At 68.6% G+C, this 21,586-nt stretch carries 20 protein-coding genes, 1 pseudogene and 1 riboswitch; of the genes and pseudogenes, 12 read left to right on the plus strand and 9 right to left on the minus strand.

All coding sequences use genetic code 11. The annotated features are described in order from the left end of the window. Nucleotides 1-10: 10 nt before the first annotated feature. Both amaB and AC0VYB_RS04040 read right to left on the minus strand, forming a co-directional pair. Nucleotides 11-1,570 carry an L-piperidine-6-carboxylate dehydrogenase gene (gene amaB / locus AC0VYB_RS04035; protein WP_063249261.1) on the minus strand — a complete coding sequence of 520 codons (1,560 nt, stop codon included), beginning with the start codon at nt 1,568-1,570 and terminating at the stop codon, nt 11-13. 118 nt (nt 1,571-1,688) lie between these two features. Beyond that, nucleotides 1,689-2,840: an NAD(P)/FAD-dependent oxidoreductase gene (locus tag AC0VYB_RS04040; RefSeq protein WP_231882184.1), complete on the minus strand. Its 1,152-nt coding sequence runs from the start codon at nt 2,838-2,840 to the stop codon at nt 1,689-1,691. A 133-nt stretch (nt 2,841-2,973) separates the two neighbouring features. Between AC0VYB_RS04040 and AC0VYB_RS04045 the strand changes: the two genes are divergently transcribed. From AC0VYB_RS04045 to AC0VYB_RS04055, 3 genes are all read left to right on the plus strand, one after another. Next, on the plus strand, nt 2,974-3,849 hold the full coding sequence (locus AC0VYB_RS04045; RefSeq protein ID WP_259801042.1) for a LysR family transcriptional regulator: 876 nt from the start codon (nt 2,974-2,976) through the stop codon (nt 3,847-3,849). Between the two features lie 46 nt (nt 3,850-3,895). Beyond that, nucleotides 3,896-4,498 carry a class I SAM-dependent methyltransferase gene (locus tag AC0VYB_RS04050; protein WP_009380648.1) on the plus strand — a complete coding sequence of 201 codons (603 nt, stop codon included), beginning with the start codon at nt 3,896-3,898 and terminating at the stop codon, nt 4,496-4,498. A 213-nt stretch (nt 4,499-4,711) separates the two neighbouring features. Then, entirely contained in the window at nt 4,712-5,032 is a 321-nt protein-coding gene (locus AC0VYB_RS04055) for a putative quinol monooxygenase (protein ID WP_167559686.1), read from the plus strand. A gap of 8 nt (nt 5,033-5,040) precedes the next feature. On the opposite strand, the gene AC0VYB_RS04060 is transcribed toward AC0VYB_RS04055, so the two are convergent. Beyond that, nucleotides 5,041-5,346, minus strand: coding sequence for a biopolymer transporter Tol (locus tag AC0VYB_RS04060; protein ID WP_259801044.1), 306 nt, complete (start codon nt 5,344-5,346; stop codon nt 5,041-5,043). Between the two features lie 71 nt (nt 5,347-5,417). Between AC0VYB_RS04060 and AC0VYB_RS04065 the strand changes: the two genes are divergently transcribed. After that, nucleotides 5,418-5,960, plus strand: a complete 543-nt coding sequence (locus AC0VYB_RS04065) for a hypothetical protein (RefSeq protein WP_259801045.1) — start codon at nt 5,418-5,420, stop codon at nt 5,958-5,960. A 7-nt stretch (nt 5,961-5,967) separates the two neighbouring features. Here the strand turns inward: AC0VYB_RS04065 and AC0VYB_RS04070 are convergent, their stop codons facing one another. The 5 genes from AC0VYB_RS04070 to AC0VYB_RS04090 form a co-directional block, all read right to left on the minus strand. After that, a complete protein-coding gene (locus AC0VYB_RS04070) occupies nt 5,968-6,804 on the minus strand; it encodes an energy-coupling factor transporter transmembrane component T family protein (protein WP_131248338.1) in 837 nt (278 codons plus the stop codon). Beyond that, on the minus strand, nt 6,797-8,287 hold the full coding sequence (locus AC0VYB_RS04075; protein ID WP_475385048.1) for an ABC transporter ATP-binding protein: 1,491 nt from the start codon (nt 8,285-8,287) through the stop codon (nt 6,797-6,799). Before AC0VYB_RS04075 ends, AC0VYB_RS04070 begins: the two co-directional genes overlap by 8 nt. Continuing rightward, complete coding sequence (locus AC0VYB_RS04080) at nt 8,287-8,916, minus strand: ECF transporter S component (RefSeq protein WP_009380623.1); 630 nt, start codon at nt 8,914-8,916, stop codon at nt 8,287-8,289. The genes AC0VYB_RS04075 and AC0VYB_RS04080 overlap by 1 nt, the downstream gene beginning before the upstream one ends. Nucleotides 8,917-8,941: 25 nt before the next feature. Next, a riboswitch (TPP riboswitch) is annotated at nt 8,942-9,050 on the minus strand. A 90-nt stretch (nt 9,051-9,140) separates the two neighbouring features. Further along, the gene (locus AC0VYB_RS04085) at nt 9,141-10,118 is read right to left on the minus strand and encodes a universal stress protein (protein WP_063249256.1); all 978 of its coding nucleotides are present in this window, start codon (nt 10,116-10,118) and stop codon (nt 9,141-9,143) included. A gap of 374 nt (nt 10,119-10,492) precedes the next feature. Continuing rightward, entirely contained in the window at nt 10,493-11,032 is a 540-nt protein-coding gene (locus AC0VYB_RS04090; protein ID WP_009380619.1) for a DUF4916 domain-containing protein, read from the minus strand. A gap of 216 nt (nt 11,033-11,248) precedes the next feature. Here AC0VYB_RS04090 and AC0VYB_RS04095 point away from each other — a divergent pair, with 216 nt between their 5' ends. The 8 genes and pseudogenes from AC0VYB_RS04095 to glpK all read left to right on the plus strand — a co-directional run bounded on the left by AC0VYB_RS04095 (nt 11,249) and on the right by glpK (nt 20,880). Next, nucleotides 11,249-12,745 (plus strand): MmgE/PrpD family protein, encoded by a 1,497-nt coding sequence (locus AC0VYB_RS04095; protein ID WP_063249255.1) that lies wholly within the window; start codon nt 11,249-11,251, stop codon nt 12,743-12,745. Further along, complete coding sequence (prpB, locus tag AC0VYB_RS04100; RefSeq protein WP_063249254.1) at nt 12,745-13,650, plus strand: methylisocitrate lyase; 906 nt, start codon at nt 12,745-12,747, stop codon at nt 13,648-13,650. The genes AC0VYB_RS04095 and prpB overlap by 1 nt, the downstream gene beginning before the upstream one ends. After that, nucleotides 13,647-14,767, plus strand: a pseudogene (locus AC0VYB_RS04105) (bifunctional 2-methylcitrate synthase/citrate synthase). The gene prpB and the pseudogene AC0VYB_RS04105 overlap by 4 nt, the downstream one beginning before the upstream one ends. Nucleotides 14,768-14,769: 2 nt before the next feature. Beyond that, complete coding sequence (locus AC0VYB_RS04110) at nt 14,770-15,573, plus strand: enoyl-CoA hydratase/isomerase family protein (protein ID WP_063249252.1); 804 nt, start codon at nt 14,770-14,772, stop codon at nt 15,571-15,573. 30 nt (nt 15,574-15,603) lie between these two features. Further along, complete coding sequence (locus AC0VYB_RS04115; protein ID WP_009380609.1) at nt 15,604-16,569, plus strand: Ppx/GppA phosphatase family protein; 966 nt, start codon at nt 15,604-15,606, stop codon at nt 16,567-16,569. Nucleotides 16,570-16,751: 182 nt separating this feature from the next. Then, the gene (locus AC0VYB_RS04120; protein WP_101623984.1) at nt 16,752-18,425 is read left to right on the plus strand and encodes a glycerol-3-phosphate dehydrogenase/oxidase; all 1,674 of its coding nucleotides are present in this window, start codon (nt 16,752-16,754) and stop codon (nt 18,423-18,425) included. Nucleotides 18,426-18,555: 130 nt separating this feature from the next. After that, nucleotides 18,556-19,278: an MIP/aquaporin family protein gene (locus tag AC0VYB_RS04125; protein WP_162909043.1), complete on the plus strand. Its 723-nt coding sequence runs from the start codon at nt 18,556-18,558 to the stop codon at nt 19,276-19,278. 69 nt (nt 19,279-19,347) lie between these two features. Then, on the plus strand, nt 19,348-20,880 hold the full coding sequence (glpK, locus tag AC0VYB_RS04130; RefSeq protein ID WP_119296375.1) for a glycerol kinase GlpK: 1,533 nt from the start codon (nt 19,348-19,350) through the stop codon (nt 20,878-20,880). Nucleotides 20,881-21,010: 130 nt separating this feature from the next. Here glpK and AC0VYB_RS04135 read toward each other — a convergent pair whose 3' ends face one another. Continuing rightward, nucleotides 21,011-21,550 carry a GNAT family N-acetyltransferase gene (locus AC0VYB_RS04135; RefSeq protein ID WP_095376691.1) on the minus strand — a complete coding sequence of 180 codons (540 nt, stop codon included), beginning with the start codon at nt 21,548-21,550 and terminating at the stop codon, nt 21,011-21,013. Nucleotides 21,551-21,586 lie beyond the last annotated feature (36 nt).

Consider the following 21,586-nt stretch of genomic DNA (forward strand, 5'->3'; position numbering starts at 1 on the left):
CCCGCGCTCCTCAGAGGAACTCGACGCCCTGCGCCAGAGGCAGCTCACCGGAGTAGTTGATCGTGTTCGTGGCCTGGCGCATGTAGGCCTTCCACGAATCCGACCCGGACTCCCGTCCTCCGCCGGTCTCCTTCTCCCCGCCGAAGGCGCCGCCGATCTCAGCACCCGAGGTGCCGATGTTGACGTTGGCGATACCGCAGTCGGACCGGGAGAGGAAGGTCTCCGCCTCGGCGAGGTCTGAGGTGAAGATCGCCGAGGACAGACCCTGCGGCACACCGTTGTGGAGCGTGATCGCCTCGTCGAGGTCGGTGTACGTGACGACGTAGAGGATCGGGGCGAACGTCTCTGACTCCATCACCGGGGTCTGTGCGGGCATCTGCACGACGGCGGGTTCGACGTAGTGGGCGTCGGGTCGCTCGTCGGCGAGCACCCGGCCGCCGCCGACGAGGATCTCCCCGCCTTCGTCCTCCGCCTGGCGCAGCGCCTTCTGCATCGCCTCGTACGCTGCTTCGTTGATGAGCGGGCCGACGAGGACACCGTCCTCGGTGGGGGAGCCGATGCTCAACGTTCGGTAGGCGGCGACGATCTTCTCGACAAAGGCCTCGGCGATCGATTCATGGACGATGAGCCTTCGCAGAGTCGTGCACCGCTGACCAGCCGTCCCGGCGGCGGCGAAGACGACACCACGGAGGGCGAGGTCGATGTCGGCGCTCGGGGCGACGATCGCGGCATTGTTGCCGCCGAGTTCGAGCAGCACCCGCCCGAAGCGCTCGGCGACGACTGGCCCGACCTCGCGTCCCATCCGCACCGACCCCGTCGCCGAGACGAGGGCGACGCGGTCGTCGCGGACCATCGCATCACCGATGTCCCGGCCCCCGATGAGCACGGGCACGAGCCCTTCCGGTGCCCCCACCTCGGCGGCGGCTCGGGCGAGCAGGGATTGGGCACCGAGGGCGGCGAGGACGGCGTTCTCCGAGGGCTTCCACACGACGGCATCCCCGGCCACGAGCGCGAGTGCGGTGTTCCACGAATACACGGCGACGGGGAAGTTGAAGGCGGAGATGACCCCGACGACGCCGAGAGGATGCCACGTCTCCATGAGCCTGTGGCCGGGGCGCTCGCTCGGCATCGTCTTGCCCCACAGCTGGCGGGACTGACCGAGGGCGAACTCGCAGATGTCGATCATCTCCTGCACTTCGCCGGCGGCCTCGGATGGGGTCTTGCCGGCCTCGACGGTGACGATCTTGGCAAGCTCCTCCTTGTGCTCGGCAAGCAGCTCACCCCACCGGGCCACCAGCTGACCGCGCACCGGTGCCGGGACGTCGCGCCAGGTCTCGAAGGCCGTGAGAGCCTGTCCGATCTTCGCCGAGGCGGTCTCCGGGGTATCCGCGACGAGTGTCCCGAGGACCTGCCCGGTGATGGGGGAGCGGGCCGTGAGCGTCGTCCCGGTGCCGGCATCTGGTGACAGGACCGCGGCGTCGACACCGCAGGCCCTTAAGCCCTCATCGAGGAGACCGGTGATCGTGTCATCGGAGGGCAGGGCGGTCGTGGCCGTGGGTGCGGTGGTCATCGTGGTCCTTTCGTCAGCGGAGATCTGCTCCGGTGGGCTGTGTCAGTGGTGTCAGGTACGGTGCGGGCATCGATCGGGTCGGTGCGGGCCGACCAGGAGGGAGGGGCATGGTCAGCAGTCATACGATGTTGAGCTCCTTGCGCAGGCCGGTGGCGGCGAAACGGTCCTTGCTCAGGGGTGAGACGTCGACGAACGGGGTGCGTCCGGTCATCATGTCGGCGACGACCTCACCGACCGCGGGACCCATGAGGAACCCGTGTCCGGAGAACTCGCACGCGTAGGTGAATCCGTCGAGCTCGGGCGCCTGGCCGATGAGTGCGTTGTGGTCGGGGGTCATCTCGTAGAGACCCGCCCACCCGCGTTTGACTTCGACGTCGGCGAGGTCCGGGGTCCGCTGCTCGATGAGTTCGGAGAGTCGGAACAGCCACTCGGGGTCGCGGCGTTCGTCGAAGCCCCACCGGTCCTCCACGTCGGGGCAGCCGAAGAGGAGGCCGGGACCTTCGGGGTGGACGTAGTAGCTCGTGGCGAAGTCGATGGTGAACGGCATCGTCGATGTGTCGAAGTCGACCGGTTCGGACACCATGATCTCGCGGCGCAGCGGGGTCACGGGAAGGTCGACGCCGGCCATCTCCCCGATGAGGCCCGACCATGCCCCGGCCGCGCACACGACCTGCGAACAGGTGATGGGACCCAGCGAGGTCTCCACCGCGGTGATCGTCCGCTTCCCCGCGGCACCCCTCGTGGCGAATCCCGTGACCTCGCACGACTTGCGCACCGTGACTCCGCGCGCCCGGGCGGCCGAGATGTAGCCGGCGACGACGGCCTCCGGCGTGCAGTGCCCATCGCCGCGGTTGAATGCCCCAGCGAGGAGACCCGTGGTGTCGACGAAGGGAGCGAGCTCGGCGACCTCGGCGACGGTGAGCATCCGGGAGTCGAGGCCCATGCGCTGCTGGAGGGCGACGTTGGCCTCGAACGCCGCGACCGACTCAGGAGAGTCGAGGAGGAAGAGGTAGCCGTTGGACACGAGGTCGATGTCGACGCCGTAGTCCGCCTCGAAGGTGCGGAGGATCTCCAGGCTGCGCACGGACAGGGCGATGTTGACCTCGTCGGAGAACTGGCAGCGTACTCCGCCTGCCGCTTTCGACGTCGACCCGCATCCCGGGACGTCGCGTTCGACGAGGACGATGGTCCCGGCGCCGCGTTCGGCCAGGTTCGCAGCGATCGAGGCGCCCATCACCCCGCCGCCGATGACGACAACATCAGCCTGCACGTTCCACCTCGCTCTGTGTACGGCCGACGCCTTCGTCGGCTTGCACACCATTGTGCTGTCCCTCACAGTTAAGGACAAGGCAGAGTTCGTGAACACGCTTTTCACGATTCCTTAAAACACATAGGGTGAGCCCATGGCATGGACGCTCGGGCAGCTGCAGACCTTCGTCACCGTCGCTGAGCTCGGGTCGATGACGCGAGCCGCCGACCAGCTCGGCTACAGTGTCGGCGCGGTCTCCCAGCACATGAGCGCACTGCGGCGCACCGTCGGTGCCGACCTCGTCCTCCGTCGCGGTCGGGGTCTCACCCTCACCGAGGCCGGTCGCACCCTGCTGCCGCGCGCCCGCCACATCCTCGCCGCCCACCAGCAGGCGGAGACGGCGATGCTCGGCCGTGACTTCGGCTCGGAGGCGATCGTCACCCTCGGCGTCTTCGGGTCGACGTCGGTCGTCGCGCTGCCGGCGATCGTCGCCATCCTCGCTCGCCGGCATCCGAACATCGAAGTCCGCGCCCGCGAGGTCAACGTCGAGACGATGTCGGCGGCCGTCATCGAAGGCGCGATCGACCTCGGCATCGGCATCGACTACCCGGCCGTGCCGCTGCCGCCGATGCGCGGACTGAGGTGGACGACGGTGGCGACCGAACCCTTCGGGGTCGTCACCCCGCGAGGTGCGCCGCTGCCCGGACCCGATGACCTGGCCGAGGCCGACTGGATCCTGCCTCCGGCCACGGACCTCTTCGGGCGGGCGATGCGGTTGGCCACCTCGGCGATGGGGATCAACGCGAAGGAGACGCACATCGTCACCGACACCGCAGTCGCGCTCGCCCTCGCCGGCACCGGGCTCGGACTCACCCTGGCGACGCCGATCATGATGGCCCTCGTCGGGCACGACATCGACCTCCATCCCGTGGACGGCGCCGGAGGACGGAACATCATCGTCCTCACGTCGCCCGAACCTCCCGCCCCCGTCGCCTCCGTCGCCGAGGTGGTCGCCGAGGTCCTCGCATGAGCGGTTCCGGCGCTGCTGGGAGGCGCCCGGGGAATACACTGAGGCCATGAGCTTCGACCACCAGTGGAACCGGATCCGCGCGAACAACCCCGACCATTCCGCGAACTACGCCCAGCGCTGGCGCAAGCTCGTCGACGCCGGGCACGACATCGGGGGAGAGGCGCGATTCGTCGACGCCATGGCACCGCGCGGGGGACGGATCCTCGATGCCGGCTGCGGCACCGGCCGAGTCGGCGGACTGCTCATCGGTGCCGGTCACACGGTCTACGGGGTCGACCTCGACGAATTCCTCATCTCCGTCGCCGAGGAGGACTTCCCCTCCGGCGAATGGCACACCGGCGACATCGCCGATTTCGACTTCGCGGCGGCGGGCATCACTGACATCGACGTCACCGTCTGCGCCGGCAACGTGCTCGCCTTCCTCGATCCGGCCTCCCGGCGACAGACGCTTGCCAACATCCGGTCGACCCTCAAGCACGGCGGCCGCTTCGTCGCCGGCTTCGGGGCCGGACGCGGGTATGACTTCGACGACTTCATCGACGATGTCGAGGCGAGCGGAATGATCGTCAGCCTCAAGCTCTCGACGTGGGAGATCCACCCGTTCGAGCCCGACAGCGGCTTCCTCGTCCTCATCGCCGAACGGGTCTGATCGGCAGGCGGAAGGCCGCGGGCCTCAGCGAGGAGCATCCGATCCGAAATCGGGCTGCGAATCGCACCGGATCCTCCTCGCAGGGAAGGGAACCGAGCCGGCGAACTCGTCAAAGTGCGCGGTTCATGATTGGGTGGTGACAGGGCCGGTTGCCCGCAACCGGTACCTGATGACATGACCGGAGAACCAGCTGCCGAGAGACAAGGAAGCACAATGATCTTCATCGTCGCGAAATTCGACGTCAAGCCTGAGAACGCGGAATCCTTCCCCGCCGTCGTCAAGGACTTCACCGAAGGCACCCGCTCCGAACCGGGCAACCTCTGGTTCGAATGGTCGCGCAGCCTGGACAAGCCCAACGAGTTCGTGCTCGTCGAGGCATTCACCGACGAGGGCGCCGAGCCGCACGTCAACAGCGACCACTTCGCCGCCGGCCTCGAATCCATGCGTCCGCTGCTCGCCTCGACACCGAAGATCATCTCCCGCAAGATCGACGGCGAGGGCTGGGACGAGATGGGCGAACTCGTCATCGACTGAGCTCGTCGTCATCGACTGAGCTCGCTCAGAGCCTCCTCGGCTCGGGTCAGCCGTTCATCGACGGGGAGCTCCCACCATTTCTCCCCGCGCTCGCCCAGCCCTCTCTTCGCGAGGTCGACGCGATCCCGGGCTCGCCGCAGTGCCGCTGAATCCTCGGCCTTCCTCGCCGACTTCACCGCGTTGCGCGCCCGACCGAGGTGGCTCTTGAGGTCCTCGACGACACGATCGGGCAGGGCGGGATCGGTCCGCCGCCATCGCCGACCGCGAACGACCAGCCACTTCTCGTCGTCGGTGTACTCAGCCTCGCCCGCCATGGCGGCAGTCTACGTCGAGCAGGCAGAGCCGCAGCGATGCCGCGACCGCGCACGCGTCATAGACTCAGACCATGGCGACGAAAGCGCAGAACATCGAGTCCATCGAACGGGCCCTCGGCGAGCCCTGGTCCACGACCCGGCAGCGCCTCGAGAAGGCCGGCGGGAAGGACGCGAGCCACAAGGAACTCGCCGACGCTCTCTACCCGCAGTTCGACGGCGTCGTCGACAACCACGGATGGTGGGTGCAAGGGGCCGTCGTCGCCTATGAGCAGGAGATCGGGCGCCGCGTCCCCGGCCAGCGCGCCGACGGCACCTTCGACGTCGCCGTCTCCCGGACGGTGACCGGCGAGCGCGGCGACGTCATCGACCGCGTCGCCGCCCTCGTCGACGGCGAACTCGGCGGAGTCGCGCTCGACGGTGATCCGCGGGTCTCGACCACACCCAAGCGCTCCTACTGGCGAGCGAACCTCGTCGACGGCACAAAGGTCGAAGCCGCCGCCGAACCCAAGGACGACGACCGCACCCTCCTCGCCCTCACCGCCTCGAAGCTGCCCAGCGCCGAGGCGCTCGAGGACTGGCGCTCCCACCTCAAGGACCTCATCGGTCAGGTGTGAGCCCGCCTCAGCCGGGGATGATCGGGTTCCATGTCCCCAGCAGGTGCGCCGAGGCGATCGCCGCCACGGTGACGGCCATCGCGGTGAGCACGACGACCGCGTCGGCGATCCCGAATCGTGAGCGTCGCCGCCACGTGCGTCCCCGTCGCCCGAAGGCGCGACCCTCCATCGCCATCGCCAGCCTCGTCCCCCGCCTGATCGACTGGACGAGGAGGACGAAGATCCCGGCGAAGAGGCTGCCGGTGCGCCGCAGCACGGAACCTCCGGCCAGCCCCCTGGCGCGACGCGCCATCGCCAGGGTCTGCCATTCGGTGACGAGGAGGCCGAGCAGACGCGAGGCCGCGAGCACCGAGACGACGACGGTCTCCGGCAGTCGCAGATGTTGGACGAGCGCATCCGAGAGATCCCTCGGATCGATCGTCGAGGCGAGGACGACAAGCGGGACGGCAAGCGCGAGGGCACGGACGAAGATCGCCGCCGCGGATTCGAGGGACCCGGTCGTCATGAGGATCGGACCGAGATCGACGACGACCGCCCCGGTCTTCTCCGCGAGGATCGCCGTGCCCCATGCCGCGAGCAGCGCCCCGAGCGGCAGGAACCACAGGCGCTTGAATGCCGCCCACAGGTCGAGCCCGCTCAGCGGCAGAGCGAGCAGCGAGAAGCCGAGGATGACCCCGGCCGAGACGATGTCGATGCTCAGCAGCGCCCCGACCATGAGGATGAGGGCGACGGCGATCTTCGTCAGTGGATTGCAGCGGACCAGCGCAGTCGACCGGACGACGGGAATGAGCTGACCGGGATCCTCGATCGCGACCCTCTCTCGGGCCGGCGCAGCCTCACTCAACGCGCTCACCTCGCAGCGGCTGCGCGCTCGTTCCGAGGCTCACACGCCTCGCCCCGATCGCGTCGAGGAAGTCGTGGTCGTGGCTGACGGCGACGACCGCACTGCCGTGGTCGAGGACGTCGAGGAAGAGCGCGACGAGTCCCGCCCAGGTCAGCGCATCCTGACCGAATGTCGGCTCGTCGACGATGAGGACCCGCGGCCTGGGCGCGATCATCGCCGCCACCGACAGCCGCCGCATCTCGCCCCCGGAGAGTCCCTGCGGGTGGGCGTCAGCGATCTCGGTGAGCCCGAGCGTCTCGAGCAGTCTGGTCACCCGCGATTCGACCTCGCTCTCACTCCATCCGGCCAACCTGGGGCCGAGGGCGAGCTCGTCGGCCACGCTGGCCTTGAGGAACTGGTGTTCGGGCTCCTGGAAGACCATTCCGATCCTCGGTGCGAGGAAGGCCGACGGCCAGCGGAAGGGCCGGTCGTGCTTTGCGCCTTCGGCCAGTGTCCCGTGGGCGCGCACTTCGCCTGCGAACTCGGGAATGAGTCCGGCCAGGGTGAGCGCCGTCGTCGACTTGCCGGCGCCGTTGGGTCCGACGATGCCGACCGCCTCGCCGGCTCGGATCTCGAGCGAGAGGTCGGTGGTCGCAGGCACCCCCGCCCGTGGCCGGGCCGCACTCAGCCTCTCAGCGGTGAGCACCGTCCCTCCCGGCTCGCCGGATCGCAACGCTCCCGGCTGACGCGGGGGAGTGCGGGAGCCGGACTCGGGCACCCAGATCCCGGTGGCCCGGAGCACCTCGGCGAGGCCGGGATCACCGAAGACCGCGGACGGCGATCCCTGCGCGACGACGCCGTCCTGCCCGAGGACGATGACAGTGTCGACGTCGTCCGACCACAGACTCACCCGGTGCTCGACGACGATCATCGTCGCCGAGGTGGCCGCCTGGACCGTGAGCACCGCGTCCCGGACCGAGGCCGCCGAGGCGGGGTCGATGTTCGCCGTCGGCTCGTCGAGGACGATGACCTCGGGGGCCATCGCGTGGATGCCGGCGAGTGCGAGGCGCTGCTTCTGGCCCCCGGAGAGTGCGGCCGTGGGGTGGTCGAGGGGCAGGTCGAGGCCGAGCGCTGCCAGGGAGGCGGGGATGCGCTCGTCGATGACTTCGGCGCTCATCCCGAGGTTCTCCATTCCGAAGGCGACGTCGTCGCCGACGCGGGAGAAGATCACCTGCGAATCGGGGTCCTGGAGGACGAGCCCGGTCACACCTCGGCGAGGATCCGGTGGGGCGTCACCGATCACGAGCTCTCCTCCGGCCTCACCCGATTCGACGGGGAGGACACCCGCGATCGCGTGGAGCAGTGTCGACTTCCCCGCCCCTGACGGGCCGAGGAGGAGAACCTTCTCACCTGCGGCGATGTCGAGGTCGAGGGGGCCGACGGCGAGCGTGTCCCGATCGGCGTGCCGCCACGAATAGCCGCGAGCGCGGATCGGCAGACCCATCAGCGGATGCGGCCGGAGGCGAACGAGGACAGCGCCCCGGTCTTCGCGATCGCACGGTAGGCGTACCACGCACCGATGCCGGAGATGACGATGCCGGAGACGATCGCGCACACGGCGTAGGCGAGCTGGTAGGTCAGCTGCCATTCGGCGTTGTAGAGGATGTTCTCGCTCACGGCCATGAAGGCGGCTGCGACGAGACCGGACAGCGTCGTCACCCACAGCGTGAACCTCCGGTAGCCGAAGGCGGCGAAGACGAGTTCGGCACCGAGGCCCTGGATGAAGCCCGACAGGAGCACGGTCGAGCCGAAGTGGGAGCCGAGGACGCCCTCGACGATCGCGGCGAGCACCTCGCAGAGCAGCGCGGCACCGGGCTTGCGGATGATGGCGCCGGCCAGAGGTCCGGCGAGCACCCAGAGTCCGGCGATGAGTCCGATCGAGGGCGGGAAGGCCTGGAAGCCGAGTTCGATGACCTTCCAGCTGGCGGCGAGCACCCAGAAGATCAGGCCGACCGCGATGCCGAGCACCGCGGTGACGACGTAGTCGACGACGCGCCACTTCTTCGTCGGCGGGGCCTGCGTGTAGGCGGGTGCGGACTTCGCGGCGGTTCCGGGCGCGGTGGTTCTCGGCATTGTGCCTCCTCGTGTCTCAAGGAGGGGTAGAAGAGTCTCGACTTCCTTCGGCGGTGCTAGCCGCATCAGGTTCGAGGGTCTGCAGCATGATCTGCACTCTCAGCGCCCCTGCTGGCGCTCCCCTGTCGTGAGACTTACTGTACAGCACCCGCCGCGCCGCCTGTCGGGACCGCGTCAGGCGATCAGGCAGGCGGCGATGGTCGTCATGTGTCGTGCGGCTGTGGTCAGCTCGGGACGATCATCACCGGACCCTCGGCATGGTGGAGGACCCCGCGGGAGACCGAGCCGAGCAGCGCGCTCTTGACCGCTCCGCGACCACGCGTGCCCATCACCGTCAGCTGCGCCCGCTTCGTCGCCTCCGAGAGCATCGCGGTCGCATCGCCGACGACCACCGAGGTGGAGATCGGCAGACCCGGGAACTGCTCGCCGAGCGCATCCGCCTCCGCCGAGAGCGCGGTCTCGAGCTGCTTCTGCCGACGGTCGGCGACGTCGGCGCCGAGCTCGAGCTCGGGATACCAGTAGAGCCACTCCTCGCCGGCGGGCAGGACGGAGACGACCTCGAGTCCGGCCTCCCTCGAGGCGGCCACCTCGGCGGCGGTGAACATCGCGATCCGCGCGGCCTCCGAACCGTCGACGGCGACGACGACCGGTCCGCGGGCCTCGCCGCGCTGTGCTGAGTGCTGGGGGACGACGATCGTCGGGCAGTGCGCGTGCGGGGGCAGGGCCGTGGAGACCGATCCGAGCATGCGACCGAGGAACCCGCCGCGCCCTCGGGCGCCGACGATGACCACCTCGGCGTTGGAGCTGAGGTTGACGAGGACGCCGGCGGCGTCGCCGGATTCGGCCGCGTAAGTCACGGGTTCGGGATGATCGGCGAGGAGTTCGGACGCCTCGGCGAGGAGCTTCTCGGCTCCCCGCAGTGCGGCCTCGTCCTCGGGTTCGGAGGGTATGGAGGCCATGTTCGGGTAGATCATCAGCGGCATCGTGAACGCCGTGACGACGGTCAGGGGGACGCCGCGGTGGAGGGCTTCGATCGCGGCGTAGCGCAGGGCCAGGGCCGCGAGTTCGGATCCGTCGAAGCCGACGAGGACGCCGAGGTCGCGGCTGAGTCCGGACTCGGCGGGCCGCGGGTCGGCGGCGCGGTCATCGGTCGGGTTCGCAGCGGCCTGGCGAGCGGGGTTCCGGTGGGCGTCAGCGTTCATGGCAGTCCTCTCGACGGGGCCTGACCAACCCTGACGATGACGGCGGCCCCGAAAACCACATCCGTCGTCGTCGCCTCCAGTCTACCAGTGCACTTCTACAGCGTGTAGAAAAGTCGCCGAGGCGGTCGCCGGGTTGCTGTGGCGCCGCGGGGTGGCTGTGGCACCGCCGAGTTGCTGTGGCGCCGCGGGGTGGCTGTACGCCCGCGGGGTGGCTGAGCGGCCGGCGGGCGCATGGGGTTGCCGAGTCGAGGACGCCAAGTGTCGATTTCTGGCTCGCGAATCGACACTGAGCGTCCTCGAGTCGCAGCGCGCCGCGGAAAACCGGGCGGCACCCCGCGTAGGCGCCGGGCGCAGGCCCGATGGACAGCCCGGCCTCAGATGGGAAAGCCGAGGTAACTCAGGGCCGCGCGGATGATGTGCTCCTGACCGTGGGAGAGTTCGCTCGCGATGTCCTCGCGCAGCGCCTCCGACGGCGTGAGCCAGTCGAGGCTGAGCGCGTCCGCGCGCGGGGTGCACTCGCCGCGGACCTCCATGACGAAGCACATCGAGATCGCGTGCTGACGCGGGTCGTGGAGGAGCGCCGCTCCCTCGGTGGGGAAGTACTCGGCGATGTGGAACGGCGCGATGGCCGGGGGGACGACCGGCAGCGCGAGCGGACCCAGGTCGTTCTCGGCATGGCGCAGCAGAGCCGCGCGGATCGACTCGTGGTAGCGGATGCGGCCGCCGACGACCTCGCGACCCAGGGTGCCGTCGTCGAGGCGGCGCAGCAGGAGGCCGATCTCCTCGACATCGCCGGCCTCTCCGACGCGGACGGGGATGGCATTGACATAGGGGATGGGGAGACGGCGACGAAGCTGGGCGAACTCGTTGTCGTCGAACCAGTTCTCGTCGAAGTCGAGGGCAGTGCGGGTCATATCCCGATTATGTCACAGTTCACCTCGACGGACGGGTGGGAGGAGGGGGGTCGAGGCGGCTCATGCCGGTCGGGTAAAGTATCTTGATGTCAAGATAAAACTCCGGCCGGGCCGCAGCGTCGCAGTGACGTGGCCTACAGTTGAGTCAACCACTCTCCGGCCAGCGGCGGTCGTGACATGGCCCGCAGCGGTCAACGACGATTGAAGGGATTGTCCATGATTGATCATGAGGTCCGTACCCACAAGAGCTCAGAGAACCTGGCTCGTGAGGATCAGCTCGCCTGGAAGATCGCCGAGGTCGCCTCCGACCCGACGCCCGTCGATCCCGAGGTCACCGAGATGGTGATCAACCGCGTCATCGACAACGCCGCCGTCGCGGCCGCCTCGGTGAACCGTTCGGCCCCCACCCACGCCCGCGAGCAGGCACAGGCGCACCCCTTCACCCCGGGTGCGACGATCTTCGGACTTCCCCTCGCCGAGCGCTTCTCCCCGGAGTGGGCGGCCTGGGCCAACGGCGTGGCCGTGCGCGAACTCGACTTCCACGACACCTTCCTCGCCGCCGAGTACTCCCATCCCGGTGACAACATCCCGCCGATCCTCGCCGTCGCCCAGCACATGGGCATCGGGGGAGCGGACCTCATCAACGGCATCGCCACCGGGTACGAGATCCAGGTCGACCTCGTCAAGGGCATGAGCCTGCACCAGCACAAGATCGACCATGTCGCCCACCTCGGCCCCTCGGCCGCGGCCGGCATCGGGGCGATGCTCCACCTGCCCACCGAGGTGACCTTCCAGGCAATCCAGCAGGCCCTGCACGTGACGACGGCGACCCGCCAGTCCCGCAAGGGTGAGATCTCCTCGTGGAAGGCCCACGCACCGGCCTTCGCCGGGAAGATGGCCGTCGAGGCCGTCGACCGGGCGATGCGCGGTGAAGGCGCCCCGAACCCGATCTACGAAGGCGAGGACGGCTTCATCGCGTGGATCCTCTCAGGCCCCGAGGCCCGCTACACGATCCCGCTGCCGGGCAAGGGCGAGGCCAAGCGCGCCATCCTCGACACCTACACCAAGGAGCACTCCGCCGAATACCAGGCGCAGGCGCTCATCGACCTCGCCCGCAAGCTCGGCGGTGAGATCGAGGACCTGACGAAGATCAAGCGCATCATCATCCACACCTCGCACCACACGCACAACGTCATCGGCACCGGCGCGAACGATCCGCAGAAGATGGATCCGAAGGCCAGCCGCGAGACGCTCGACCACTCGATCATGTACATCTTCGCCGTCGCCCTCGAGGACCGCGGCTGGCACCATGAGGACTCGTACACCCCCGAGCGGGCCGCCCGTCCCGAGACCGTCGAGCTCTGGCACAAGATCGAGACGACCGAGGATCCCGAGTGGACCCGCCGCTACCACTCGACCGACCCGAACGAGAAGGCCTTCGGCGGCCGCGTGGAGATCGAGTTCGAGGACGGGTCGACTCTGACCGACGAGATCGCCGTCGCCGACGCCCACCCGCTCGGTGCCCGCCCGTTCGTCCGCGAGAACTACGTCGAGAAGTTCCGGACGCTCTCCGCGGGCATCCTCACCGAGGCCGAGGCGAACCGCTTCCTCGACCTCGCCGAGAACCTCGAGAGCCTCGACGCAGCGGGCGTGGGCCAGCTGAGCTTCGCCGTCGAAGGGCTGAAGCACAGCGGTTCGAAGGGCATCTTCTGATGCTCGGGGCAACGACCACACCGGCCGAGCGCCGGAAGAGGTTCCGCGAGCTCCTCGCCGGCGACGAGATCGTCCAGTTCCCCGGCGCGATCAACCCGATCAACGCCCAGATCATCGAGCAGATCGGCTTCGAGGGCGTCTACATCTCCGGGGGCGCGTTCTCCGCAGCCATGGGCGTGCCCGACATCGGTCTGACCACCCTCACCGAGGTGGCCGACCACGGTCGTGCGATCGCCCGGGTGACGAACCTGCCGACGTTCATCGACGCCGACACCGGCTGGGGCGAGGCGATGAACGTCGCCCGCACCGTCCAGGAGTTCGAGGACGCAGGCATCTCCGGCATGCACCTCGAGGACCAGGTCAACCCGAAGCGGTGCGGCCACCTCGACGGCAAGGAGGTCGTGACCACGGTCGAGATGACCAAGCGCATCGCGGCCGCCGTCAAGGGCCGCCGGGATGAGAACTTCGTCATCTGCGCCCGCACGGACTCCCGTGCGGGAGAGGGACTCGATGCCGCGATCGACCGGGCGAAGGCCTACGTCGACGCCGGTGCCGACATGATCTTCCCCGAGGCGATGCGCGACTTGGATGAGTTCGAGCGCTTCGCCGCCAGCGTCGACGTGCCGATCCTGGCGAACATGACGGAATTCGGAAAGAGCGAACTGTTCACCACAGAGCAGTTGGCGAACGTCGGGGTCAAACTCGTGATCTACCCGGTCACGACCCTGCGTCTCGCCATGGGTGCGATCAAGTCGGGCCTGCAGACGATCCGGGACAAGGGCACCCAGGTGGACCTGCTCGAGGGGATGCAGACCCGCGCGGACCTCTACGACACCATCGACTACGCCGCGTACAACGACTTCGACGCGGCCGTATTCAACTTCTCACAGGAGGGTCACCAGTGACCGAAGAAATCAAGAAGGGCCTCGCCGGAGTCGTCGTCGACACCACGGCCGTCTCGAAGGTAGTCCAGGAAACCAACTCGCTGACCTACCGCGGATACCCCGTGCAGGAGCTCGCGGCCAAGCGCAACTTCGAGGACGTCGCCTACCTCATCTGGAACGGCGAACTGCCCACCGAGGAGCAGCTGGCCGAGTTCAAGGCCCGTGAGCACGCCCAGCGGGAGATCTCGCCGAGCTCGTCGACATCATCCTCGGCCTGCCCAAGGACGCTCACCCGATGCACGTCGTGCAGACCGCGGTCGCCTACCTCGGCGCCGTCGACCCCGAGGCCGACGTCGAAAGGCCCGAGGCCAACCTCGCGAAGGCCGAGCGCCTCTACGCGCAGCTGCCGACGATCGTCGCGATCGACCACCGTCGCCGCCACGGGCTCGACCCGGTGGCGCCGACGAAGGACCTCGACTATGCGGCGAACTTCTTCAAGATGGTCTTCGACGAGGTTCCCGCCGACGAGGTCGTGCGCAGCTTCGACATCTCGATGATCCTCTACGCCGAGCACTCGTTCAACGCCTCGACGTTCACCGCCCGCGTCATCACCTCGACGACCTCCGACCTCTACTCGGCCGTCGCCGGTGCCGTCGGTGCCCTCAAGGGACCCCTGCACGGCGGCGCGAACGAAGCCGTCATGGCGATGCTCGAAGAGGTCGGCACGGCCGATAAGGCCTCGGCATGGATCGACGACGCCCTGGCCCGCAAGGCGAAGATCATGGGCTTCGGACACCGCGTGTACAAGAACGGCGACTCGCGCGTGCCGACCATGCGCAAGGCCTTCGAGGAGATGGCCGAGGTCAAGGGCGCGACCGACCTCCTCGACCTCTACAACACCTTCGAAGAGGACTTCGTCTCCCGCAAGGGCATCTATCCGAACCTCGACTACCCGTCGGGTCCGGCCTACCACCTCATGGGATTCGACACCGAGCAGTTCACGCCGATCTTCGTCATGGCCCGCATCACCGGCTGGACCGCGCACATCTTCGAGCAGCAGGCCTCGAACGCGCTCATCCGCCCGCTCAGCGCCTACGACGGTCAGCCGCAGCGCGAAGTCCCCGACAGCCGGGGCTGAGCATGAGCACCGACGGTCGGTCCACCCCGGGCCGGTACCGTCCGGTCGACCTCGAGGGTTTCGACTTCACCGTCACCGGTGGCGTCGGGACCCTCGTTCTCGATCGGAGGGAGAAGCGCAACGCCCTGTCCCGGGCGATGTGGCGGGCTCTGCCGGAGATCATCGCCGGCGTCGACGCCGATGACACGATCGCAGCGCTGATCATCACCGGTGCCGGCGGGCACTTCTCCGCCGGATCGGACATCGCCGACCTCGACGTCCCCATCGCCGACTTCTGGGAGCTCAACTCCTCCGCCGAGGCGGCCCTGGCCTCTGCGCGGACCGTGACCATCGCCGCGATCGAGGGCAACTGCGTCGGCGGCGGCACCGAGATCGCCGCCGCCTGCGACATCCGCATCGCCGCCCCCGGGTCGACGTACGGGGTCACCGCTGCGAAGCTCGGACTCGTCTACCCGCCGGGACCGACGAGGAGTCTCGCCCGCGTGCTCGGCGACGCGTGGGCACGGTACCTGCTGCTCACGGCCTCGATCGTCGACGTCGACCAGATGCAGCGCCTCGGCTTCATCCACGAGACCGCGGACGACCCGCTCGCCCGCGCCCAGGAGCTGGGGGAGCGCATCGCGTCCCTGTCCCAGCTCAGTCAGATCGGGGCCAAGGCCGTCCTCGACGGCGAGTTCGACGGAGGCGGGCAGCCGCCTCGGTGGCTCGATGAGGCCTACCGGGCGGAGATCGCCCGCGGCCAGGAGGCGTTCTTCGCCAAGAAGACCCCCGAGTTCGGCTTCAGCGCAGGCGACTGGCGGGGCTGAGGAGCCCCTGCCGCGGGATACACTGAGCCAATGCGCCTCGCCGTCCTCGATATCGGATCCAACAGCGTCCACCTCCTCGTCGTCGATGCCCACGTCGGGGCACCGCCGCTGCCGGCGACCTCGCACAAGGAGATCCTCCGCCTCGCCGAGTACCTCGGCCCGGACGGCTCGATCGGTGAGGAGGGCCAGCAGCGGCTGCGCGACTTCGTCGCCGAGGCAGTCGAGATCGCCGAGGACCAGGGCGCGGAGCAGATCCTCGCCTTCGCCACCTCGGCGGTCAGGGACGCCCCCAACGGTGAGGAGCTCATCGCCTCGATCAGCAAGCAGATGGGCGTCACCCTCACCGTCATGTCCGGCAGGGACGAGGCCCGGGTGACGTTCCTCGCCGCCCGCCGCTGGTTCGGATGGTCGGCCGGGAAGATCCTCCTGCTCGACATCGGCGGGGGCTCGCTCGAGATCGCCGCGGGCCAGGACGAGTATCCGCAGGCGGCGGTCTCCGTCCCGCTCGGGGCCGGACGCACGTACGCCGACTTCCTGCCCGGGGAGATCCCCGACGCCGAGGACATCCACCGGCTGCGCAAGTACGCCCGCGCCCAGATCGGGCGCATCGCCGGGGAGATCAACCGCGTCGGCACCCCCGACCACGTCGTCGGCTCCTCGAAGACCTTCCGGTCGCTCGCCCGCATCGCCGGAGCCGCCCCGAGCGGGGACGGCATCTACGTCCCCCGCAAGCTCTTCCGCCGCGACCTGCCCGGCATCATCGACACCCTCTCCGCGCGCACCCCGGCCGAACGGGCCACGCTGCCCGGGGTCTCGGAGGCCCGCGCCGGTCAGGTGCTCGCCGGCGCCATCGTCGCCGAGGCGGCCTTCACGATCTTCGACATCACGGTGATGAACATCTCCCCATGGGCGCTGCGCGAAGGCATCATCATGCGGAAACTCGACCTGTTGGATTCGGCGGAGACCACCTCGGCGATGGGCAGAACCGCCGACTGAATCGATGGCCGGTCTCACAGTCGGATCTGTTCCCATTTGCTCTCCGCACCTGTTAGCTTGTGATTACCGGCCAGTCACCTTCGGCCGGCCGCCACGGGGCAGATTCCCCGATCTCTGGAGGCAAGAGCGCAATGCGAAACGGCGAGCTATCCCCCTCGTTCCGTGAAGAATCCCTGCACACCATGGAAGCGACGAGTCCGGACGACCCGCTCGACGTCTTCGTCGTCGGGGGAGGGGTGACGGGAGCGGGCTCCGCCTTCGACGCCGCCACCCGCGGACTCAAGGTCGGCGTCGTCGACGCCCACGACTGGGCCTCGGGCACCTCCTCGCGGTCCTCGAAGCTCATGCACGGGGGACTGCGCTACCTCGAGATGCTCGACTTCAAACTCGTCGCCGAGGCGCTCAAGGAACGTGACCTGCTGCTCACGCACACCGCACCCCACCTCGTCGAACCCGTCGCGTTCGTCTTCCCCTTCGAGCACCGCCTCATCGACCGGGCCTTCATCGGCTCCGGCGTCCTCCTCTACGACACGATGGCCACGCGGCCCGGGCGCAAACGCGCCGTGCCGATGCACCGCCACCTCGGCAAGAAGGCGCTGAGCGCGCACTTCCCGGGCCTCGCCGACGACGCAGCGGTCGGTGCGCTCGAATACTACGACGCGAAGGTCGACGACGCCCGCTTCGTCATGACGCTCGTGCGTTCGGCCGTGAGCTTCGGCGCCGCCGCAGCCAACCACGTCTCCGTCATCGACTACCTCCACGACGGGGACCGGGTGTCCGGGGTCCGCGTGCGCGACGAGGTCTCGGGCCGTGAGTTCGATGTCTACGCCCGCCGGACCATCCTCGCCGGCGGCGTCTGGACCGAGCAGCAGCAGGACCTCGCGAAGGCCGACGCCGGACTCAAGGTGCTCGCCTCGAAGGGCATCCACATCACCGTCGATCAGGACAAGATCAAGGCCGACCCGGACACCGGCATCATCTCGAAGACCGAGAAGTCCGTGCTCTTCGTCATCCCGTGGGACGGCTACTGGGTCATCGGCACCACGGACACCCCGTGGAAGGAGGACGTCGCCGCCCCGGTCGCGACCTCCGACGACATCGACTACCTCCTCGAGCACGCCAATGCGATCCTCGAGAACAAGCTCAGCCGCGACGACGTCATCGGCGTCTACTCGGGTCTGCGACCGCTCCTCCAGCCGGTGGAGAAGGACGGCGAGGCTTCGACGAAGGTCTCCCGCGAGCACACCGTCATGGAGGTCGAGCCCGGCCTCTCGGCGATCGCCGGCGGCAAGTTCACGACCTACCGGGTGATGGCCGAGGACGCCGTCGACTTCGCACTCGGCGACGAAGCCGCCGACCGGACCTCGCTCACCGAGTCCGTGCCGCTGCTCGGCGCCCAGGGCGTGGGCGCGGTCCGCCGCGGCCAGGCCGGCATCGCCGAGCGCTACGGCTGGGACGAAGCCCGGGTCAAGCGTCTCATCCGCCGCTACGGGACGATGCTCGAGGACCTCCTCGACCTCATCGACGACAACCCCGAACTCGGTCAGCCCCTGCCGGGAGCCGAGCGCTACCTCGGCGTCGAAGCCCACTACGCTGCCACCTCGGAAGGCGTCGTCCGTCTCGAGGACGTCCTCGAGCGCCGGATGCGGCTCAACTACGAGGTCAGGGACCGGGGCAAGGCCGCCGCCGAGGCGGTCGCCGAGATCATCGCCCCCGTCCTCGGCTGGGACGCGGAGAAGGTCGCCGCCGAGGTCGCGGCCTTCCGCACCCACGTCGACGCCCAGGTCGCCGCGGAGTCCACGCACGACGACGCCGCCGCGGCAGCGCTCGTCACCGACAGCTGGAGCGCACGCTAGGAGGACACGGCACACCGCCTCGGCGGGGGAGGGACGAGGACGTCGCCCCCGCCGCTCCGACCCTCACCGGGTCAACCACGATCCCCATCTCATCCCATCTCAACAAAGGAGTTCACCCACTATGGGAACGATTGGCACGATCCTCCTCCATGAGACGGCGGGCACGGCGATGCTGCTGCTGCTCGGCGTCGGCGTCGTCGCGAACGCGGTGCTCGCCAAGACCAAGGGCAATGCCGGCGGCTGGCTGATGATCTCGCTCGGCTGGGGACTTGCGGTCTTCGCCGGCGTCTACGTCGCCTACAAGTCCGGCGCCCACCTCAACCCCGCGGTGACGCTCGGCATCCTCGCCAGCGGCGCCACCGAGTACGCCCCGGGCATTCCGATCACGGTGGGCACGACCTTCGCCTACCTCTTCGCGCAGCTCCTCGGTGCGACCCTCGGTGCGATCCTCGCGTGGCTGGTCTACAAGAAGCACTACGACGCGGAAGGCGAGCCGGGCAACATCCTCGGCACCTTCTCCACCGGGCCCGAGGTGCGCAGCTACGGCTGGAACGTCCTCACCGAGGCGATCGGCACCTTCGTCCTCGTCTTCATCATCCTCCTCTTCGGCGGGACCCCCAGCGGGCTGGGACCCCTCGCCGTCGCACTGGTCGTCGTCGTCATCGGCGCCTCCCTCGGCGGGCCGACCGGCTACGCGATCAACCCTGCTCGCGACCTCGGTCCCCGCATCGCGCACACGATCCTGCCGATCCCGAACAAGGGCAGCTCCGACTGGAGCTACGCGTGGGTGCCGATCGTCGGCCCCATCCTCGGCGGCGTCCTCGCCGGCCTCGTCTCGAACGCCTTCATCTGAGAACAGTGACATCCTAGATACCACCACGAAGCTCGGCGCCCCGGGCGCCGAACGGACACAGGAGTCTTCATGAGCCAGGACAAGTACATCCTCGCAATCGACCAGGGCACCACCTCGTCGCGGGCGATCGTCTTCGACCACAACGGGCAGATCGTCTCGAGCGGGCAGCTCGAGCACGAGCAGATCTTCCCCCGCGCGGGCTGGGTCGAACACGACCCGAAGGAGATCATCCGCAACACCAACGAAGCGATCGGCCAGGCGCTGTCGCGGGCGAACATCAACCGCCACCAGCTCGAGGGCGTGGGCATCACCAACCAGCGCGAGACGACGGTGGTGTGGGACAAGAACACCGGCGAACCCGTCTACAACGCGATCGTCTGGCAGGACACGCGCACGCAGAAGATCGCCGACGAACTCGGCGGCGACGAGGGCGCTGACAAGTACAAGGACCGTGTCGGCCTGCCGTTGGCGACCTACTTCGCCGGTCCCAAGGCCAAGTGGATCCTCGACAACGTCGACGGCGCCAGGGAGGCCGCGGAGAACGGCGACCTGCTCTTCGGCACGATGGACTCGTGGGTGCTGTGGAACCTCACCGGTGGTGTCAACGGCGGAGTCCACATCACCGACGTCACCAACGCCTCGCGGACGATGCTCATGAACATCGACACCCTCGACTGGAACGAGGAGATCGCCGCCGACATGGGCATCCCGATGTCGATGCTGCCGGAGATCAAGTCGTGCTCGGAGATCTACGGCTACGGCGCGAAGAACACCCTGCTCATCGACACCCCGATCTGCGGCATCCTCGGCGACCAGCAGGCGGCGACCTTCGGGCAGGCGTGCTTCGAGAAGGGGCAGGCGAAGAACACCTACGGCACCGGCAACTTCATGCTCATCAACACCGGCACCGAGCCGGTGGCGAGCAAGAACGGCCTGCTCACGACCGTGGCGTACAAGATCGGCGAGGACGACGCGGTCTACGCCCTCGAGGGGTCCGTGGCTGTGACCGGTTCGCTCGTCCAGTGGATCCGGGACAACCTCGGACTCATCAAGGACGCCCCCGAGGTCGAGGTGCTCGCGAAGCAGGTAGAGGACAACGGCGGCTGCTACATCGTGCCCGCGTTCTCCGGTCTCTTCGCCCCGCACTGGGAGTCCGACGCCCGCGGCGTCATCGTCGGCCTCACCCGGTACGTCAATAAGAACCACATCGCCCGGGCCGCCCTCGAATCGGTCGCCTTCCAGTCACGTGAGGTCCTCGATGCGATGAACCTCGACTCCGGCGTCGAGCTCACCGAGCTCAAGGTCGACGGCGGCATGGTCGCCAACGAGACGCTCATGCAGTTCCAGGCCGACCTCCTCGGCGTGCCCGTCATACGCCCCGAGGTCATCGAGACCACGGCGCTCGGTGCCGCGTACGCAGCGGGCATCGCCGTGAAGTTCTGGAGCGGCGAGGAGGACGTGAAGAACAACTGGCACGAGGACAAGCGCTGGGTGCCGGAGATGGACGACGAGACGGTCGCCCGCGTCTACCGCCTGTGGAACAAAGCCGTCGACAAGTCCAAGGGCTGGGTCGACGAGGACGTCGAGGAGCTCTACGGCTGACGCGCGCCGTCTCAGCCGCCTTCCGGGCGCTCAGCCACCCTTCGCCGAGTGGCTGGGCGCCCTTCGGGTTGTCGGAGCCGGGTGTCTGTCGCCGGGTCAGCGGACCAGACCCCCGCCGAGGCGGCCAGACTCAGAGCTCGACCGTGTACATCCGCTCGGGCACCGCGGGTTCGACGCCGTCGTAGACGTGCGTGATCTCCGTGCGCGCCCACCCCTGCTTCTCGTAGAAGCGCATCGCCCGGTCGTTGCCCTCGGCGACCATGAGGTAGGCGCGTGCATAGCCGTCGTGGCGCAGCTCGTCCTCGAGTGCGGTGAAGAGGACGGCGGCGACCCCGGTGCCGAAGGCCTCGGGGGCGAGGTTGATATGGGCGAGCTGGCCGAGGTCCGCGGTGACGGGGAGACGGTCGAGCACCTCGGCGGGGTCACGGGGTGCGCTCACCCCGCCGAAGCCGAGGATCCGGTCGCCCGCGACGACGACGAAGTTGCGGACCCGGTTGTCGGGGTCGCTGAGCGCCTGAGTCCAGTTCGCGGCGAAACGGTCCTCGTCCAATCCGTCGAGGAACTCGTCGGCCATGATGCCGCGGTAGGCGGCCCGCCATGCGGCGACGTGGATCTCGGCGAGGCGGGGGACGTCGGAGACGCGGGCGGGACGGACGTCGGCAGGAATCATGGGCACAGACTATCCGGTCACCTCGGCGAGGGGGAT

The sequence above is a fragment of the Brevibacterium sp. Z349TD_9 genome (assembly GCF_056173565.1).

Coding starts and splice junctions, on each gene's coding strand:
- AC0VYB_RS04135 (WP_095376691.1), bottom strand. CDS start 21,550: ATGATTCCTGCCGACGTCCGTCCCGCCCGCGTCTCCGACGTCCCCCGC.
- AC0VYB_RS04055 (WP_167559686.1), top strand. CDS start 4,712: ATGATCTTCATCGTCGCGAAATTCGACGTCAAGCCTGAGAACGCGGAA.
- AC0VYB_RS04080 (WP_009380623.1), bottom strand. CDS start 8,916: ATGCCGAGAACCACCGCGCCCGGAACCGCCGCGAAGTCCGCACCCGCC.
- AC0VYB_RS04090 (WP_009380619.1), bottom strand. CDS start 11,032: ATGACCCGCACTGCCCTCGACTTCGACGAGAACTGGTTCGACGACAAC.
- AC0VYB_RS04085 (WP_063249256.1), bottom strand. CDS start 10,118: ATGAACGCTGACGCCCACCGGAACCCCGCTCGCCAGGCCGCTGCGAAC.
- AC0VYB_RS04065 (WP_259801045.1), top strand. CDS start 5,418: ATGGCGACGAAAGCGCAGAACATCGAGTCCATCGAACGGGCCCTCGGC.
- amaB (WP_063249261.1), bottom strand. CDS start 1,570: ATGACCACCGCACCCACGGCCACGACCGCCCTGCCCTCCGATGACACG.
- AC0VYB_RS04110 (WP_063249252.1), top strand. CDS start 14,770: ATGAGCACCGACGGTCGGTCCACCCCGGGCCGGTACCGTCCGGTCGAC.
- glpK (WP_119296375.1), top strand. CDS start 19,348: ATGAGCCAGGACAAGTACATCCTCGCAATCGACCAGGGCACCACCTCG.
- AC0VYB_RS04075 (WP_475385048.1), bottom strand. CDS start 8,287: ATGGGTCTGCCGATCCGCGCTCGCGGCTATTCGTGGCGGCACGCCGAT.
- AC0VYB_RS04120 (WP_101623984.1), top strand. CDS start 16,752: ATGGAAGCGACGAGTCCGGACGACCCGCTCGACGTCTTCGTCGTCGGG.
- AC0VYB_RS04050 (WP_009380648.1), top strand. CDS start 3,896: ATGAGCTTCGACCACCAGTGGAACCGGATCCGCGCGAACAACCCCGAC.
- AC0VYB_RS04045 (WP_259801042.1), top strand. CDS start 2,974: ATGGCATGGACGCTCGGGCAGCTGCAGACCTTCGTCACCGTCGCTGAG.
- AC0VYB_RS04060 (WP_259801044.1), bottom strand. CDS start 5,346: ATGGCGGGCGAGGCTGAGTACACCGACGACGAGAAGTGGCTGGTCGTT.
- prpB (WP_063249254.1), top strand. CDS start 12,745: ATGCTCGGGGCAACGACCACACCGGCCGAGCGCCGGAAGAGGTTCCGC.
- AC0VYB_RS04115 (WP_009380609.1), top strand. CDS start 15,604: ATGCGCCTCGCCGTCCTCGATATCGGATCCAACAGCGTCCACCTCCTC.
- AC0VYB_RS04095 (WP_063249255.1), top strand. CDS start 11,249: ATGATTGATCATGAGGTCCGTACCCACAAGAGCTCAGAGAACCTGGCT.